The organism is Kitasatospora sp. NPDC059571 (assembly GCF_042735675.1).
Taxonomy (GTDB): Bacteria; Actinomycetota; Actinomycetes; order Streptomycetales; family Streptomycetaceae; genus Kitasatospora.
This window is the reverse complement of the sequence record NZ_JBHWBW010000066.1, coordinates 8,522-24,459: the sequence shown is the minus strand read 5'-3', so window position 1 is coordinate 24,459 and position 15,938 is coordinate 8,522. Positions and strand designations below refer to the sequence as shown.

Genomic DNA, 15,938 nt, shown 5'->3' with positions numbered 1-15,938 from the left:
GGTGCGGGCGGGTCTCTAATGGTCCGGTCCGGACGGACGCACCCTCCCCCGTGGAACGAGGCAGCGATGCACGAGATGTCGATCGCCACGGCCGTGGTGGAGCAGGTCGAGAGCGCCGCGCCGCCGCCCGGTGCCGGGCGGATCGAGTCGGTACACCTGGAGGTCGGCCAACTGGCCGGCGTGGTGGCCGACTCGCTCCAGTTCTGCTTCGAACTCGTCTGTGCCGGAACGGCCCTGTCGGGCGCCGAGCTGCACACCGAGACCGTGCCCGCCCGCGCCCGGTGCTCCGACTGCGCCACGCAATGGGCGGTCGGCAGCCCGCCGGACCTGTGCTGTCCGGGCTGCGGCGGGGCCCGCACCGAGCTGCTGAGCGGGCGCGAGCTGCGGATCCGCAGCGTCCGGTGGGCGGACTCACCCGTCCACGCCGACCAGGAAGGCTGACCCATGTGCCGCGAACTCGATCTCCAGCAGGCCGTGCTCGCCAAGAACGACGACGGCGCCCGTGAACTGCGGGCAGCGCTGGCCGCCCGCGGAACGGTCGCGGTCAACCTGCTGTCCAGCCCGGGCAGCGGCAAGACCGCCCTGCTGGAGGCCGAGTTGCGGCTTGCCGTGGCGCGCGGCATTCCGGCCGCGGCGCTGACCGCCGACCTCGCGACGGAGAACGACGCGCTGCGGCTGGGGCGTTCGGGGGCGCCGGTGAAGCAGGTCCTCACCGACGGGCTCTGCCACCTCGACTCGGTCACCCTCCGCCGCTACCTGGCCGGCTGGCTGCCGGACGGCACCCGGCTGCTGTTCGTGGAGAACGTCGGCAACCTGGTGTGCCCCGCCTCGTACGACCTCGGCGAGAGCCTGCGGGTCGTGCTGGCGTCGGTGACCGAGGGCGAGGACAAGCCGCTCAAGTACCCGACCGCGTTCGGCCTCGCCAACCTGGTCGTGGTGACCAAGAGCGACCTGGCCGCGGCGGTGGAGTTCGACGAGGCGGCGTTCCTGGCCAACGTGGCCCGGGTCAACCCGGGCGTCGAGGTGGTCACCACCTCGGCGCGCTCCGGCCTGGGGGCGGGGCTGCTGCTGGAACGGGCCCTCGCGGTGCTCGACGGCGCACCCGTGCACCGGCCGGTGATGGCCTCCGACGGCGCCGGGCACCACGGGCACCGGCACGGCGACCACGACCACGACCACGACCACCCGCACGACCACGACCACGACCACGACCACGACCACGACCACGGTGCGGCTCGCCGGCACGCAGCGGCGGAGCGGTCGTGACGGTCGGGGAGCAGTCGGCCGTGCTCGTCGAGCGCCGCCGGGTGGCGGTGCGCGGCCTCGTCCAGGGCGTCGGCTTCCGGCCGTTCGTCCACGGGCTGGCCACCGAGCTCGGCCTCGCCGGCTACGTCACCAACACCGGTGACGGCGTACTGGCCGAGGTGGAGGGCCACCCTCTCGCGCTCGGCGCGTTCTGCCTGCGGATCGGCCGCGACGCACCGCCGCTCGCCGCCGTCGCCTCGGTCGAGCAGCAGGACCTCCCGGTGGACGGGCTCACCGGATTCACCATCCGGCCCTCGGCCTCGGGCGGCGGCAGCGGCCGCACCCTGATTCCGCCCGACGTGGCGACGTGCGCGGACTGCCTGGCCGAGCTCGCGGACCCGGACGACCGCCGCTTCCGGCACCCGTTCATCACCTGCACCAACTGCGGGCCGCGCTTCACCATCGTCACCGGCCTGCCCTACGACCGGGCATCGACCACCATGGCCGGCTTCCCGATGTGCGCCGACTGTGCACGTGAGTACACCGACCCTGCGGACCGGCGCTTCCACGCCCAGCCGATCTCCTGCCATGCCTGCGGGCCGCGCCTCACGCTGGAGCTGACGGGCGGCGAGCGGGCCGACGGCGCCGATGCGCTCGACCGGGCGCGGGCCGCGCTGGCCGGCGGCGCCCTGCTCGCGGTCAAGGGCATCGGCGGCTACCACCTCGCCTGCGACGCGGCCAACCCGGCCGCGGTGGCCGAACTGCGGCGCCGCAAGCGGCGCGGCGACAAGCCGTTCGCGGTGATGGCCGCCGACACCGCCGCCCTCGCCGTCCTGGTCGAGGCGTCCCCCGAGGAGCTGGCCCTGCTGGCCGACCCGGCCCGGCCGATCGTGCTGCTGCGCCGCCGCCCCGGTGCGGCGGGCCCGGCCGAGGCGGTCGCGCCGCGCAGCCCCGACCTGGGCGTGATGCTGCCCTACACACCGCTGCACCGGCTGCTGTTTGGCCTGCCCGGCGACCGGCCGGGGCCGCAGGTGCTGGTGATGACCAGCGGCAACCTCTCGGGTGAGCCGATCGTCACGGACGACGCCAGGGCCCGGGAAGTGCTCGGTCCGCTGGTCGACGGGATCCTGGCGCACGACCGGCCGATCCATGTGCCGTGCGACGACTCGGTGATGCGGGTGGTCGACGGCGAGGTGCTGCCGCTGCGCCGCTCGCGCGGCCATGCGCCGCGGCCGATCGCACTCCCGGTCGAGGTCCGGCCGGTGCTCGCGGTCGGCGGCGACCTCAAGAACGCCTTCGCGCTCGCCGAGGGCCGCACCGCCTGGCCGTCGGCGCACGTCGGCGACATGGACGACCTCGCGACGCTGCGCGGATTCGACCGCGCCGTCGAACAGTTGGCGGCCGTCACCGGGGTCCGCCCGACGCTGCTGGCGGCCGACGCGCACCCGCGCTACCGCTCCGCCGAATGGGCCAGGCGGCACGCCGGCACCCGCCCGGTGCTCACCGTGCAGCACCACCACGCGCACGTCGCCGCGGCGATGGCCGAGCACGGCCTGGACGGCAGCCGGCCGGTGCTCGGGATCGCCTTCGACGGCACCGGCTACGGCACGGACGGCGCGGTCTGGGGCGGCGAGGTGCTGGTCGCCGACTACGACGGCTTCCGGCGGTTCGCACACCTGGGCTACGTCCCGCTGCCGGGCGGGGACGCCGCGGTCGAGCGCCCGTACCGGATGGCGGTGGCCCACCTGTGGGCGGCCGGGCTGCCCCGCGACCCCGACCTGGCCTGTGTACGGGCCTGCCCCGCCGGGGAGTTGCGGCTGTTGGAGCAGCAACTGGCGCGTGGCTTCAACTGCGTGCCGACCTCGAGCATGGGCCGGCTCTTCGACGCGGTCTCCTCGCTCGCCGGGGTGTGCCACCGGGTCGGCTACGAGGCCCAGGCCGCCGTGGAGCTGGAGGCCGCCGCACTGGCCTGCCGCTCGTCCGGAACGCCCTACTCGTTCCGGATCCGGGAGGACGGCGGCCCGCTGGTGGCCGAGGCCGGCCCGGTCCTGGCCGCCGTGGTCGCGGACGTCCGCTCCGGCGCTGGCGCGGACGTCATCGCCCGGCGCTTCCACGGCGCCGTCACCGACCTGGTGGTGCGCCTCACGGTGCGCGCCGCCGAGCAGCACGGGCTGGACACCGCCGCGCTGACCGGCGGGGTGTTCGCCAACGCCCTGCTCGCCGCCGACTGCGCCCGGCGCCTGCGGTCCGCCGGGCTGACCGTGCTGCGGCACCGCCTGGTGCCGCCCAACGACGGCGGCCTGGCGCTCGGCCAGCTCGTGGTCGCGGGCCGGACCGACCGCTGAACACCCGGGGCCCGCGGCCCCGGCCGACCTGACGAGGGAGATACCCATGTGCCTGGCGGTGCCCGGCAGGGTGATGGAGATCGAGGAGCGGGACGGCACCCGAATGGCCGTCGTCGACTTCGGCGGCGTGGTCAAGGAGGTGTGCCTGGAGTACCTGCCCGACCTGGCGGTGGGCGAGTACGCCATCGTGCACGTCGGGTTCGCGCTCCAGCGCCTGGACGAGGAGTCGGCTCGTCGCACGCTCGATCTCTTCGGCGAACTCGGTCTGCTCCAGGAGGAGTTCGGCGACCCGTGGGAGGCCGCGGCCGGTCTGGGCAAGGAGGCGGAGAAGTGAAGTACCTGGAGGAGTTCCAGAACCCGGAACTGGCGCGGCTGCTGCTGGAGGACATCCGGTCCACGGTGACCCGGCCGTGGGCGCTGATGGAGGTGTGCGGCGGGCAGACGCACACCATCATCCGACACGGTATCGACCAACTGCTGCCCGAGGGCGTGGAGTTGATCCACGGACCGGGCTGCCCGGTGTGCGTGACCCCGCTGGAGGTCATCGACAAGGCGCTGGAGATCGCGTCCCGGCCCGACGTGGTGTTCTGCTCGTTCGGCGACATGCTGCGGGTGCCGGGCAGCGACCGCGACCTGTTCCGGGTGCGCAGCGAGGGCGGCGACGTCCGGGTGGTGTACTCGCCGCTGGACGCCCTGCGGATCGCCGAACAGAACCCGGACAAGCAGGTGGTGTTCTTCGGCATCGGCTTCGAGACCACCGCGCCGCCCAACGCCATGACGGTGTACCAGGCGCGCAAGCGCGACATCCGCAACTTCAGCCTGCTGGTCTCGCACGTCCGGGTGCCCCCGGCGATCGAGGCGATCATGCAGTCGCCGGACTGCCGGGTGCAGGGCTTCCTGGCCGCCGGGCACGTGTGCAGCGTGATGGGCACGGACGAGTACCCCGAGCTGGCCGAGCGGTTCCGGGTGCCGATCGTGGTCACCGGCTTCGAGCCGCTGGACATCCTGGAGGGCATCCGCCGCACGGTGCGCCAACTGGAGCGCGGCGAGGCGGCGGTGGACAACGCGTACCCCCGCGCGGTGCGCGACGAGGGCAACCCGGCCGCGAAGGCGATGCTCGCCGACGTCTTCGAGACCACCGACCGGGCCTGGCGCGGCATCGGGGTGATCCCGCAGAGCGGCTGGCGGCTCTCCGAGCGCTACCGCGCGTACGACGCGGAGCACCGCTTCCAGGTCGGCGGCATCACCACCTGCGAGCCGGCCGCGTGCCGTGCCGGCGAGGTGCTGCAGGGGCTGCTGAAGCCGCACGAGTGCGAGGCGTTCGGCACGGTCTGCACGCCGCGCACCCCGCTCGGGGCGACCATGGTGTCCAGCGAGGGCGCCTGCGCCGCCTACTACCTGTACCGCAGGCTCGGTGCACCCGCCGCGCCCGCCGCACCTCTGGAGGCGAGCCCCGTTGGCTGAGACCGAGACGCTCACCGCGCCCGACTTCTCGGGCTGGACCTGCCCGCTGCCGCTGCGCGACCACCCGCGGGTGGTGATGGGCCACGGCGGCGGCGGCGCGATGTCGGCCGAGCTGGTGGAGCACGTGTTCGCCCCGGCCTTCGGCAACCCGGTGCTCGCCGCGCTCGGCGACTCGGCGACGGTCACCCTCGGCGGGGCCCGACTGGCCTTCTCCACCGACTCGTTCGTGGTGCGCCCGCTGTTCTTCCCCGGCGGGAGCATCGGCGACCTGGCGGTCAACGGGACGGTCAACGACCTCGCCATGAGCGGCGCCACGGCGGCCTACCTGTCGTGCGGCTTCATCCTGGAGGAGGGCGTCGAGACCGCGGTGGTCGGCCGGGTGGCCGAGGCGATCGGGGCGGCGGCCCGGGCGGCCGGCGTGGAGATCGCCACCGGCGACACCAAGGTGGTCGAGGCCGGCCGCGGCGACGGGATCTACCTCAACACGGCGGGCATCGGGCTCATCCCGGCCGGCGTCGACCTGCGGCCGCAGCGCGCCGAGCCGGGCGACGTGGTGATCGTCAGCGGGGCGATCGGCCTGCACGGCGTGGCGGTGCTCAGCGTCCGCGAGGGGCTGGAGTTCGGGGTCGGCATCGAGAGCGACTGCGCGCCGCTGGGCGGGCTGGTGCAGGCGATGCTGGCGGTCACGCCCGATCTGCACGTGCTGCGCGACCCGACCCGGGGCGGCCTCGGTGCGGCGCTGAACGAGATCGCGGCGGCGGCCGGGGTCGGCGTGGTGCTGCAGGAGCGCCGCGTCCCGGTGCCGCCGCAGGTCGCCGGTGCGTGCGCGATGCTCGGCCTCGACCCGCTGTACGTGGCGAACGAGGGCAAGCTGGTGGCCTTCGTGCCGCGGGCGCACGCCGATGCGGTGCTGGCGGCGATGCGGGCGCACCCGCTCGGCGCCGAGGCGGCCGTGGTCGGCGAGTGCGTGGCGGAGCACCCCGGCATGGTGGTGGCGCGTACCGCACTGGGCGGCACCCGGGTGGTGGACCTGCCGATCGGTGAGCAGCTGCCGCGGATCTGCTGACCGCGGGCATCCGGGTCAGGTCGCGGCCGGCAACCTGGTGCCCTCCGGCAGGGCGCCGCCCTCGGCGAGCGCCGCGACCTGGCCGAGCACGGTGGCGTGCATCCGCTCGGCGGCGCGGCTGAGCGGGATGTCGCGGCCGTGCGCGAGGGTGATGGTGCGGCCGAGGCCGCGCCCGGTGAAGCGGGCGGTCGGCAGGCCCGAGCGGGCGGCGACCATGGCGGGGACGACGGCGGGGCCGAGGCCGGCCCGGACGAAGCCGAGCACCGCGTCCATCTCACCGCCCTCGACGGCGAACTCGGGCTCGAAGCCGGCGGCGCGGCAGGCCGCCAGGGCGCTGTCGCGCAGCGCGTACCCCTCGCGGAACATGACCAGCGGGCGGTCGCGCAGGGCGGTGACCGGGATCCGGCGGGCGGGCGGCGGTTCGGCGCTGACCAGCACCAGGTCCTCGTGGAGCAGCCGGGTGACGGCGAGGCCCGGCGGGTGCTCGCCGCTCGGCGGGGCGATGAGGAGGGCGAGATCGAGTTCGCCGGATCCGAGCGCGGCGGTGAGGTCGCCGGAGCCGCCCTCGCTGACCCTCAGGTCGACGCCGGGGTGGTGGGCGCGGAACGCCGCGAGGACGTCGGGCACGAGGCTGGTGCAGAGACTGGGCGGGGCGCCGAGGCGCACCCGCCCGCGGCGCAGCTGGACGGTCTCCTGGACGGCGAGGCGGGCGCTGTCGGCGTCGGCGAGGATCCGGCGGGCGAGCGGCAGCAGGGCCTCGCCGGCGTCGGTGAGCGCGATGTTGCCGCGCGTGCGGTGGAACAGCTCGCCGCCCAACTCCCGCTCCAGGGAACGGATCTGCTGGGAGAGTGAGGGCTGCGCGACGAGCAGCCGCTCGGCGGCGCGGGTGAAGTTGCGGAGGTCGGCGACGGCGGCGAAGTAGCGGAGCTGCTGGAGCTGCATGGCGCCATCCTAGGCTCGCACGATAGCCCGTTCCTATCGTGGCGAGCCGGAGCATGTCTTGGACGGCCCCCGGGCGGGCTTCCTACCGTGGTCGTCATGGCTGTGGCGAGTGGAACGGGTCGGCGGCAGTCCGCGGTGGCGGTGCTGTGGGGTTCGACGATCGGCAAGAAGGCGGTGATGGCCGCCAGCGGCGCGGTGATGCTGCTGTACCTGGTGGCCCACATGCTCGGCAATCTGAAGATCTTCTTCGGGCCGGACGACATCAACGGCTACGCGGCCTGGCTGCGGACCGTCGGCCAGCCGTTCCTCGGCCACGCCTGGTTCCTGTGGATCGCCCGGATCGTGCTGCTGGCCTCGGTCCTGGCGCACGGCGTCGCGGCGTACCAGCTGAGCCGGCGCGACCGGGCGGCCCGGCCGCAGAAGTACGCGCACCGCCGCCCGCGGTCCTCCTACGCGACCCGGACGATGCGGTGGGGCGGGGTGATCCTGGCGCTGTTCATCGTCTGGCACATCCTGGACCTGACCACCCTGACCGTGAACCCGCGGGCCGAGGAGGGCCATCCGTACCAGAACGTGGTGGCCTCGTTCTCGACCTGGTACGGCGGCGGGATCTACGTGGTGGCGATGCTGGCCCTCGGCCTGCACGTGCGGCACGGCTTCTGGAGCGCCGCGCAGACCCTGGGGGTCAACAACCCGCGGCGAGACCGGGTGTTGAAGGCGACGGCGAACGCCCTCGCGCTGGTGCTGACCGCCGGGTTCGTGTCCGTGCCGGTCGCCGTGATGATCGGAGCGGTGAAGTGACCCCGTACCTGGACTACACCGTCGGCGAGCCGGTGGCGGACGCCAAGGCGCCCGCCGGGCCGATCGAACAGCGCTGGGACCAGCGCCGGTTCGAGGCGAAGCTGGTCAACCCGGCGAACCGCCGCAAGCACACCGTGATCGTGGTCGGCACCGGCCTCGCGGGCGCCTCGGCCGGTGCCACGCTGGCCGAACAGGGCTACCGGGTGGTGCAGTTCTGCTTCCAGGACTCGCCGCGCCGGGCGCACTCGATCGCCGCCCAGGGCGGGATCAACGCCGCCAAGAACTACCGCAACGACGGCGACAGCGTCCGGCGGCTGTTCTACGACACCGTCAAGGGCGGCGACTTCCGCGCCCGCGAGTCCAACGTGCACCGGCTGGCGCAGATCTCGGTGGAGATCATCGACCAGTGCGTGGCGCAGGGCGTGCCGTTCGCCCGCGAGTACGGCGGGCTGCTGGACACCCGCTCGTTCGGCGGGGTGCAGGTGCAGCGGACCTTCTACGCCCGCGGGCAGACCGGCCAGCAGCTGCTGCTCGGCGCCTACCAGGCGCTGACCCGGCAGATCGCGGCCGGCGGCGTGGAGATGCACCCGCGCACCGAGATGCTCGACCTGGTGGTCGTCGACGGCCGGGCCCGCGGCATCGTCGCCCGCGACCTGGTCAGCGGCGAGGTCTCGACGTACCTGGCGGACGCCGTGGTGCTGGCCACCGGCGGCTACGGCAACGTCTTCCACCTGTCCACCAACGCGAAGAACTCCAATGCCACGGCGGTCTGGCGGGCGCACCGGCGCGGGGCGTACTTCGCCAACCCGTGCTTCACGCAGATCCATCCGACCTGCATCCCGCGCTCCGGCGACCACCAGGCGAAGCTGACGCTGATGAGCGAGTCGCTGCGCAACGACGGCCGGATCTGGGTGCCGAAGGCGGCCGGCGACACCCGGCCGCCGGCCGCGATCCCGGAGGACGAGCGGGACTACTACCTGGAACGGATCTACCCCTCGTTCGGCAACCTGGTGCCGCGCGACATCGCCTCCCGGGCCGCCAAGGCGGTCTGCGACGAGGGCCGCGGGGTCGGCCCGGGCGGCCAGGGCGTGTACCTGGACTTCGCGGACGCGATCGCCCGGCTCGGCCGGGACGCGGTGGCCGCCCGGTACGGCAACCTCTTCGAGATGTACGAGCGGATCACCGCGGAGGACCCGTACACGGTGCCGATGCGGATCTACCCGGCGGTCCACTACACCATGGGCGGTCTGTGGGTCGACTACGACCTGCAGACCACCGTCCCCGGCCTGTTCGCGATCGGCGAGGCCAACTTCTCGGACCACGGCGCCAACCGGCTCGGTGCGAGCGCCCTGATGCAGGGGCTGGCGGACGGCTACTTCGTGCTGCCGCCGAGCATCAACGACTACCTGGCCCGGCACCCGGTCGGGCCGGTCGCCGCCGACCACCCCGCGGTCGTGGAGGCGCAGGACGGCGTGACCGGCCGGCTCGCCCGGCTGCTGGCCGTCCGCGGTGACCGCACCCCGGAGTCCTTCCACCGCGAGCTCGGCGAACTGCTGTGGGAGCACTGCGGGATGGCCCGCACCGACGCGGGCCTGCGGCACGCGCTGGAGCGGATCCCGGTGCTCCGCGAGGAGTTCTGGCGGCGGGTCACCGTCCCGGGCACCGGCGACGCGCTCAACCAGTCGCTGGAGAAGGCCAACCGGGTCGCCGACTACCTGGAACTCGCCGAGCTGATGTGCCTGGACGCGCTGCACCGCACCGAGTCCTGCGGCGGCCACTTCCGCGAGGAGAGCCGCACCGAGCAGGGCGAGGCGCTGCGCGACGACGCGGCGTTCTCGTACGCGGCGGCCTGGGAGTTCACCGGCGGCGGCAGCGCCCCCGTGCTCCACCGCGAGGAGCTCGGCTTCGAGTACGTCCACCCCACCCAGCGGAGCTACGCATGAACCTCACCCTGCGGATCTGGCGGCAGGCCGGCCCGGACGCACCCGGCGGCCTCACCACCTACGAGGTCCGGGACATCAGCCCCGACATGTCGTTCCTGGAGATGCTGGACACCCTCAACGAGGAGCTGATCCTGCGCGGCGACGAGCCGGTCGCCTTCGACCACGACTGCCGGGAGGGCATCTGCGGCGCCTGCGGCATGGTCATCAACGGCCAGGCGCACGGCCCGCAGCCGACCACCACCTGCCAGCTGCACATGCGGCACTTCCGGGACGGCGACACGGTCGACGTCGAACCGTGGCGGGCCGCCGCGTTCCCGGTGGTCAAGGACCTGGTGGTGGACCGCTCGGCGTTGGACCGGGTGATCGGCGCGGGCGGGTACATCACCGCGCCGACCGGCAGCGCCCCGGAGGCGCACGCCACGCCGGTGCCCAAGGAGGCCGCGGACACCGCGTTCGAGCATGCCGAGTGCATCGGCTGCGGCGCCTGCGTCGCGGCCTGCCCGAACGGTTCGGCGATGCTCTTCACCGCGGCGAAGGTCGTCCACCTGAACGTGCTGCCGCAGGGCGCACCGGAGCGGGCGAGCCGGGTGCGCGGCATGGTCGGCGCGATGGACGCCGAGGACTTCGGCGGCTGCACCAACACCGGTGAGTGCGCGACCGCCTGCCCGAAGGGCATCCCGCTCTCCGCGATCGCCACACTGAACCGCGAGTTCCTGCGCACCCTGCGCTGAACGGGCAGCGGTCCGGCTACTCGTAGACCCGGGCCGCGCCCAACTGCTCGGCCACCGAGGCCCAGGTGACCGGTTCGACGGGCGGCGCCCAGGGCCGGCCGCCGGGCCGGTCGAGGACGGCCGCCAGCCAGGACGCCCAGGTGTCCAGCACGTCGGGCAGCCGGGCGTAGGACCAGCGGCCGCCGTCGCCCGTCCACCCGCCGCGGGCGGCCACGGCCGCCATCTCCTGCCGGTCGAGCACGAAGTCGGCCGCCAGCAGGGCGAGGTACCGGCGCAGCGCCTGCGGCGAATCGACGCCGTCCTCGGCGGAGACCGGCAGCGCGGCTGGTCCGACCGCTCCGGCCGGCGTCGCCGCCAGGGCGGCGCGGAGCTGTCCGGCGAGGCCGGACCAGCCGGGGTCGGCGGTGTCGTGGCCGTCCAGCACGGCGGCCCAGCGCAGCAGGAAGTCGTCGACGGACGGGGCGTCCGGGCCGAGTCCGGCGGCGAGGCGGGCCAGCAGGGCGATCATGTCGCCGCCGCTCGCCACGGTGTCGTCGGTGAGTCTCACAGCAGGTGAGGGTAGGGCCGGGCCGGGGCCTCCCGACAGCGCTTTTCCGCAGCCCACGGGCCTGCCCGACCGGTCCCGGCCGGGAACCCGCGGGCCGTCCCGATCGTCCTCCCCGTGGACGCACGACGGGCAGGGGCGAGGGTGGCGAGGCACGGACAGCGCGCGGGCGGCGACGCCGGGCGCGGGGCGGGACGGCGCGGCAGCGGCAGCGGCAGCGGCAGCGGCAGCGGCAGCGGCAGGGGTCTGCGCACACCCGTGCTGGTGAACCTTCTGCTCGGCGTCCTCGCGATCGTGCCGCTCGGACTCGCGCGGTGGCTGGTGACCGAGTGGCTGCCGATGGACTGCCACCGCACACCCGATCTCGCCTCCGCGGTGGCGGACTGCAACTACACGACGCTCGATCACGCGCCGATCGTGATGGGGCTGCTCGCGATCACCGGTGTGCCGGTGGCCGTCGCCGTCCTGGTGGCGGACGTCGTGCTCCCGCTGCAGCGCCGCCGCCGGCCGGGCCCGTGGCTTGCCTCGGCGCTGCTGGTGCCGGCGCCGTTCGCCGTGCTGCTGGCCCTGACCATGCTCTGACCACCGGCCGGGCCGGATCAGCCCGTGCCGGGCAGTTCCTGCTCGGTCCAGATGGTCTTGCCGCGGGCGGTGTACCGGCTCCCCCACCGGCTGGTCAGCTGGGCGACCAGGTACAGGCCCCGGCCGCCCTCGTCGGTGAGCCGGGCCCGGCGCATCCGCGGCTGGGTGCTGCTGCCGTCGGAGACCTCGCAGGTCAGGGTGTCCGCACGGATCAGTCGGACGCCGACCGGGCCGCCCGCGTAGCGGATCGCGTTGGTGACCAGTTCACTGAGCACGAGTTCGGTGGTGAAGACCAGGTCGTCCAGGCCCCACGCGGTGAGCTGCGCGGTGGCGTCGGCCCGGACCCGGGCGACGGCGGCCGGTTCGGGCCGCACCGACCAGGCGGCGGTGTCCCGGGCGGGCACGGCGCGGGTGCGGGCGAGCAGCAGGGTGACGTCGTCGCGCAGCCGGGTGGGCGGCAGGCCCGCGACGAGCTGGAGCGCGACCTCCCGCAGCGGCCGCTCCCCGCCGCCGACCCCGGCGAGCCGGCGCCGCAGTTCGGCCATGCCCTCGTCGATGTCGCCCTCGCCGCGTTCGATCAGCCCGTCGGTGTAGAGGGCGAGCACGCTGCCCGGTTCGAGGACGGCGTCGCTCGCCTCGAACGGCAGGCCGCCGACGCCGAGCGGCGGGCCCGGGGTCAGCGGCAGGAACTCGGCGGTACCGTCGGGCCGGGCCACCGCGGGCGGCGGGTGCCCGGCACTGGCCAGGGTGCAGCAGCGGGTCACCGGGTCGTACACCGCGTACAGGCAGGTCGCGCCGAGACTGCCGGGCTCGTGGCGGCCGGGGCCGGGTTCGTGGTGCTCGCCGGAGAGCGCCTCGTCCAGGTCGGCGTCGGCGACCACGTCGGCCTCGACCAGCAGCTGGGAGACCAGGTCGTCGAGGTGGACGAGGAGCTCGTCCGGCTCCAGGTCGAGGTCGGCGAGGGTGCGGACGGCGGTGCGCAGCCGGCCCATGGTGGCGGTGGCCTGGAGACCGTGGCCGGCCACGTCGCCGACGACCAGGGCGACCCGGGCGGAGGAGAGCGGGATGACGTCGAACCAGTCGCCGCCCACGCCGCCGGCGCTGTCGGTCGGCAGGTACACGCTGGCCGTGGAGACGGCGGCGACGGTCTTCACGGCGGGCGGCAGCAGGCTGCGCTGGAGGCCGACCGCGGCACGGTGCTCACGGGTGTAGCGCCGGGCGTTGTCGAGGGAGAGGCCGGCCCGGGCGGCGATCTCGGAGAGCAGCAGACGGTCGCCCTCGTCGTACGGGTCGCGCCAGCGGTCGCGGCGGATGGTGACCCGGCCGAGCGGGATGCCGCGGGCGGCGAGCGGGGCGTGGATCGTCCAGGCCTCGGCGGGGTCGGGGGCGGCGTCGGCGGCGGTGTCGGCCATGCCGTCGGCGCGGACCTGGACGGTGTCGCCGGTGGCGGGCGCTGCGCCGGGCGGCCCGGCGGAGGCGGTGCGGCGCAGCAGCAGCTGTCCGGCCCGGTCGGGAACGGGTTCGTCGCCGGTGAAGATGGCGGCGGCGACGTCCACCACGGCGACGTCGGCGATGTCGGGGACGAGCGCCCCGGCGAGTTCCTCCGCCGTTCCGGTCACCGAGAGTGATCCGCCGGCCGCGGCGGTGGCACGGTGCAGCAGGGCGAGCCGCTGGCGGGCCCGGTACTGCTCGGTGATGTCGTTGAAGAGCACGGTCAGGCCGATGACCGCGGAGTCGGTGTCCTGGAGCCGGAAGGCCGAGATGGCCATCATCCGGCCGCTGCGGGGGTCGACGACGGTGCGGGCGAACTCCTCGGCGAGGACGAGCGGACGGCCGGTCTCCAGGACCTCGCGCAGGTGCGCCTCGACGGCGACGGCGTCCTCGGGCTGGAGGAAGTCGGCGAGCCGCAGGCCGCTGAGGGTCGGCGGGACCCCGGTGTAGGGGAGCAGGTGGGTGTTGGTGCGGACGACCCGCAGCTCGGTGTCGAAGACGGCCAGGCCGAAGCGGTCCTGCAGGAACAGCTCGCGGGTGAAGGCCTGGTCCTGCTTCCAGCGGTCGGCGGTGCTGGAGGGCGCGCCGAGGACGACCTGGCGGATGGCGTCCGGACCGTCCTGCGGGGCGCCGTGCAGGGACAGTACGCGCAGGTCGAGGCTGACCGGGCGGCCGTCGCCGGTGCGGACGACCGCACGGCCGTCCCAGGTGCCTTGCACGCCGTCGGGGTCGGGCCAGCCCTCCGGCTCGGCCAGCAGGTCGCGGATGGGACGCCCGCACAGGACGCGGGCGGGGAGGGCGAGCAGCTCCTCGGCCGTGGCAGTGCAGCCGACGATCCTGCCGCCGCCGTCGACCAGCGCCCCGGCGACGCCGTCGAGGAACGGGAAGCGGCGGTCGTCCATCGCGGATCACCTCGTCCGGTCGTCCTCTTCCCCTCATCCTCCACCGGGCGCGCGGGGTCGGCGCCCCGGACGGGCCGGGCGGGCACCCCGGTCCGTTCGGTTTCTGTAGGCACGGGGGTTGACTGCGTCTGGTCAGGGGCCCTAACTTCACGTTCTGGAAAAAGGTTCAGACCAATCCACGGGCTCCCGCACGTCCTGCCGGATTACTGCGCCCACCTGGTGACACTCCGCCAGAAGTGTGACCGGGAACGATGAATGATGATCGGACCACGAATCACCGCCACCGGCGGATTCCCCGTCCCGACGCGGCGCAGCAGCCGCGACCGGGGAGCCGACGGTACCGTGATCGTTCATCTTCTGAACACGGGCTCGAGTCAGGCAGACACTCCACCCCTCCCGCCCCCACGATGCCTGGCCCGCCCAGGCAGGAGGAGACCCCCGTGCCCCGCCGTTTCGCCCGCGCCGCCGCCACCGCAGCCGCGCTGCCCGCCCTGGTGGCCGGCCTGATGATCGCCGGATCCCAGCCGGCGTCCGCCGCGGCCAACCCCGGCCCCGGCTTCCCCGCGCACTTCGCCGCGCCCTACCTGGAGACCTGGAACGCACCGTCGGTGATGACCGACGTCCGCAACGCCACCGGCCTGAAGTACTTCACCCTGGCCTTCGTGATCAGCGACGGCTCCTGCAACGCCACCTTCAACGGCGACACCGCCATCACCGACGCGTCCTGGCAGAGCGCGATCAACGGCCTGCGGTCCGCCGGCGGCGACGTCATCGCCTCCTTCGGCGGCGCCGCGGGGACGGAGCTCGGCCAGGCCTGTACCAGCGTCTCCGCCCTCCAGGCGCAGTACAAGCGCGTGGTCGACACCCTCAACCTGACCCGGATCGACCTGGACATCGAGGGCTCCGCGCTCAACGACACCACCGCCAACGACCGCCGCAACCAGGCGCTGGCCGCCCTCCAGCAGAGCTACGCGGCGGCCGGACGGCACCTCGACGTCAACTACACCCTGCCGGTCAACCCCACCGGCCTGGAGTCCAACTCGCTGAGCCTGCTGAACAACGCCAAGAGCCGCGGCCTGACCGTCAACGCGGTCAACATCATGACCATGGACTACGGCCCGGCGATGGACATGGGCCAGGCCGCGGTCAACGCGGCCACCGCGCTGCACACCCAGCTCGGCCAGATCTGGACGACCAAGACCTCCGACCAGCTGTGGGCGATGGAGGGCAACACCCCGATGATCGGGGTCAACGACACCACCGCCGAGGTGTTCACCACCGCGAACGCCTCGACCCTGGAGTCCTTCGCCGCCTCGCACGGCATCCAGGAGCTGGCCTTCTGGGCGATCGGCCGCGACAAGGCCTGCGCCTCCACCGGCACGCTCTCCGACTCGTGCAGCGGCACCCCGCAGTCGGCGTACCAGTTCAGCAGGACGTTCAACGCGCTCACCGGCGCCACCCCGCCGCCGCCCGGGCAGCCCACCGGCCGGATCACCGGCTACGGCGGCAAGTGCGTGGACGTCGCCGCGGCCAACAGCGCCAACGGCACCGCGATCCAGCTCTACGACTGCAACGGCACCACCGCGCAGACCTGGACGGTCGGCACCGACGGCACCCTGCGGGCCCTCGGCAAGTGCATGGACGTGACCGCCGCGGGCGTCGCCAACGGCACCCAGATCCAGCTGTACGACTGCAACGGCACCGGCGCACAGCAGTGGCAGGCCGGCTCCGGCGGCACCCTGGTCAACCCGGCCTCCGGCCGCTGCCTCGACGCCACCGGCCCGAGCTCCGCGAACGGCACCCGGCTGCAGATCTGGGACTGCTTCGGCGGCGCCAACCAGCAGTGGGCCCTGCCCTCCTGACCCTCCCCGCTGCAGCCCCG

General features: G+C 74.2%; 14 protein-coding genes. 11 read left to right on the top strand and 3 right to left on the bottom strand.

What is annotated here, in order from left to right; translation table 11 throughout:
* Positions 1-66: 66 nt before the first annotated feature.
* From hypA to hypE, 6 genes are all read left to right on the top strand, one after another.
* Entirely contained in the window at positions 67-441 is a 375-nt protein-coding gene (gene hypA, locus ACFV0G_RS10865) for a hydrogenase maturation nickel metallochaperone HypA (protein ID WP_380545070.1), read from the top strand.
* Between the two features lie 3 nt (positions 442-444).
* Entirely contained in the window at positions 445-1,266 is an 822-nt protein-coding gene (hypB, locus tag ACFV0G_RS10860) for a hydrogenase nickel incorporation protein HypB (RefSeq protein ID WP_380545068.1), read from the top strand.
* Entirely contained in the window at positions 1,263-3,590 is a 2,328-nt protein-coding gene (gene hypF, locus ACFV0G_RS10855; RefSeq protein WP_380545066.1) for a carbamoyltransferase HypF, read from the top strand. Before hypB ends, hypF begins: the two co-directional genes overlap by 4 nt.
* A 46-nt stretch (positions 3,591-3,636) precedes the next feature.
* On the top strand, positions 3,637-3,924 hold the full coding sequence (locus ACFV0G_RS10850; protein WP_380545064.1) for a HypC/HybG/HupF family hydrogenase formation chaperone: 288 nt from the start codon (positions 3,637-3,639) through the stop codon (positions 3,922-3,924).
* Positions 3,921-5,054, top strand: a complete 1,134-nt coding sequence (gene hypD, locus ACFV0G_RS10845; protein ID WP_380545062.1) for a hydrogenase formation protein HypD — start codon at positions 3,921-3,923, stop codon at positions 5,052-5,054. Before ACFV0G_RS10850 ends, hypD begins: the two co-directional genes overlap by 4 nt.
* A 76-nt stretch (positions 5,055-5,130) precedes the next feature.
* Positions 5,131-6,120 carry a hydrogenase expression/formation protein HypE gene (hypE, locus tag ACFV0G_RS10840; RefSeq protein WP_380545073.1) on the top strand — a complete coding sequence of 330 codons (990 nt, stop codon included), beginning with the start codon at positions 5,131-5,133 and terminating at the stop codon, positions 6,118-6,120.
* 15 nt (positions 6,121-6,135) lie between these two features.
* On the opposite strand, the gene ACFV0G_RS10835 is transcribed toward hypE, so the two are convergent.
* On the bottom strand, positions 6,136-7,062 hold the full coding sequence (locus ACFV0G_RS10835) for a LysR family transcriptional regulator (RefSeq protein ID WP_380545060.1): 927 nt from the start codon (positions 7,060-7,062) through the stop codon (positions 6,136-6,138).
* A 96-nt stretch (positions 7,063-7,158) separates the two neighbouring features.
* Between ACFV0G_RS10835 and ACFV0G_RS10830 the strand changes: the two genes are divergently transcribed.
* The 3 genes from ACFV0G_RS10830 to ACFV0G_RS10820 are packed head-to-tail and all read left to right on the top strand — an operon-like array spanning position 7,159 to position 10,537.
* On the top strand, positions 7,159-7,863 hold the full coding sequence (locus tag ACFV0G_RS10830) for a succinate dehydrogenase cytochrome b subunit (protein WP_380545058.1): 705 nt from the start codon (positions 7,159-7,161) through the stop codon (positions 7,861-7,863).
* Positions 7,860-9,806, top strand: coding sequence for a fumarate reductase/succinate dehydrogenase flavoprotein subunit (locus ACFV0G_RS10825; RefSeq protein WP_380545056.1), 1,947 nt, complete (start codon positions 7,860-7,862; stop codon positions 9,804-9,806). Before ACFV0G_RS10830 ends, ACFV0G_RS10825 begins: the two co-directional genes overlap by 4 nt.
* Positions 9,803-10,537, top strand: a complete 735-nt coding sequence (locus ACFV0G_RS10820; protein WP_380545054.1) for a succinate dehydrogenase/fumarate reductase iron-sulfur subunit — start codon at positions 9,803-9,805, stop codon at positions 10,535-10,537. The genes ACFV0G_RS10825 and ACFV0G_RS10820 overlap by 4 nt, the downstream gene beginning before the upstream one ends.
* Before the next feature lie 16 nt (positions 10,538-10,553).
* Here the strand turns inward: ACFV0G_RS10820 and ACFV0G_RS10815 are convergent, their stop codons facing one another.
* Complete coding sequence (locus ACFV0G_RS10815; protein ID WP_380545052.1) at positions 10,554-11,084, bottom strand: hypothetical protein; 531 nt, start codon at positions 11,082-11,084, stop codon at positions 10,554-10,556.
* 141 nt (positions 11,085-11,225) lie between these two features.
* Here ACFV0G_RS10815 and ACFV0G_RS10810 point away from each other — a divergent pair, with 141 nt between their 5' ends.
* On the top strand, positions 11,226-11,663 hold the full coding sequence (locus ACFV0G_RS10810; RefSeq protein WP_380545050.1) for a hypothetical protein: 438 nt from the start codon (positions 11,226-11,228) through the stop codon (positions 11,661-11,663).
* Between the two features lie 17 nt (positions 11,664-11,680).
* Here ACFV0G_RS10810 and ACFV0G_RS10805 read toward each other — a convergent pair whose 3' ends face one another.
* Positions 11,681-14,056 (bottom strand): SpoIIE family protein phosphatase, encoded by a 2,376-nt coding sequence (locus ACFV0G_RS10805; RefSeq protein ID WP_380545048.1) that lies wholly within the window; start codon positions 14,054-14,056, stop codon positions 11,681-11,683.
* Between the two features lie 440 nt (positions 14,057-14,496).
* Here ACFV0G_RS10805 and ACFV0G_RS10800 point away from each other — a divergent pair, with 440 nt between their 5' ends.
* Positions 14,497-15,918: an RICIN domain-containing protein gene (locus ACFV0G_RS10800; RefSeq protein WP_380545046.1), complete on the top strand. Its 1,422-nt coding sequence runs from the start codon at positions 14,497-14,499 to the stop codon at positions 15,916-15,918.
* Positions 15,919-15,938: the final 20 nt, after the last annotated feature.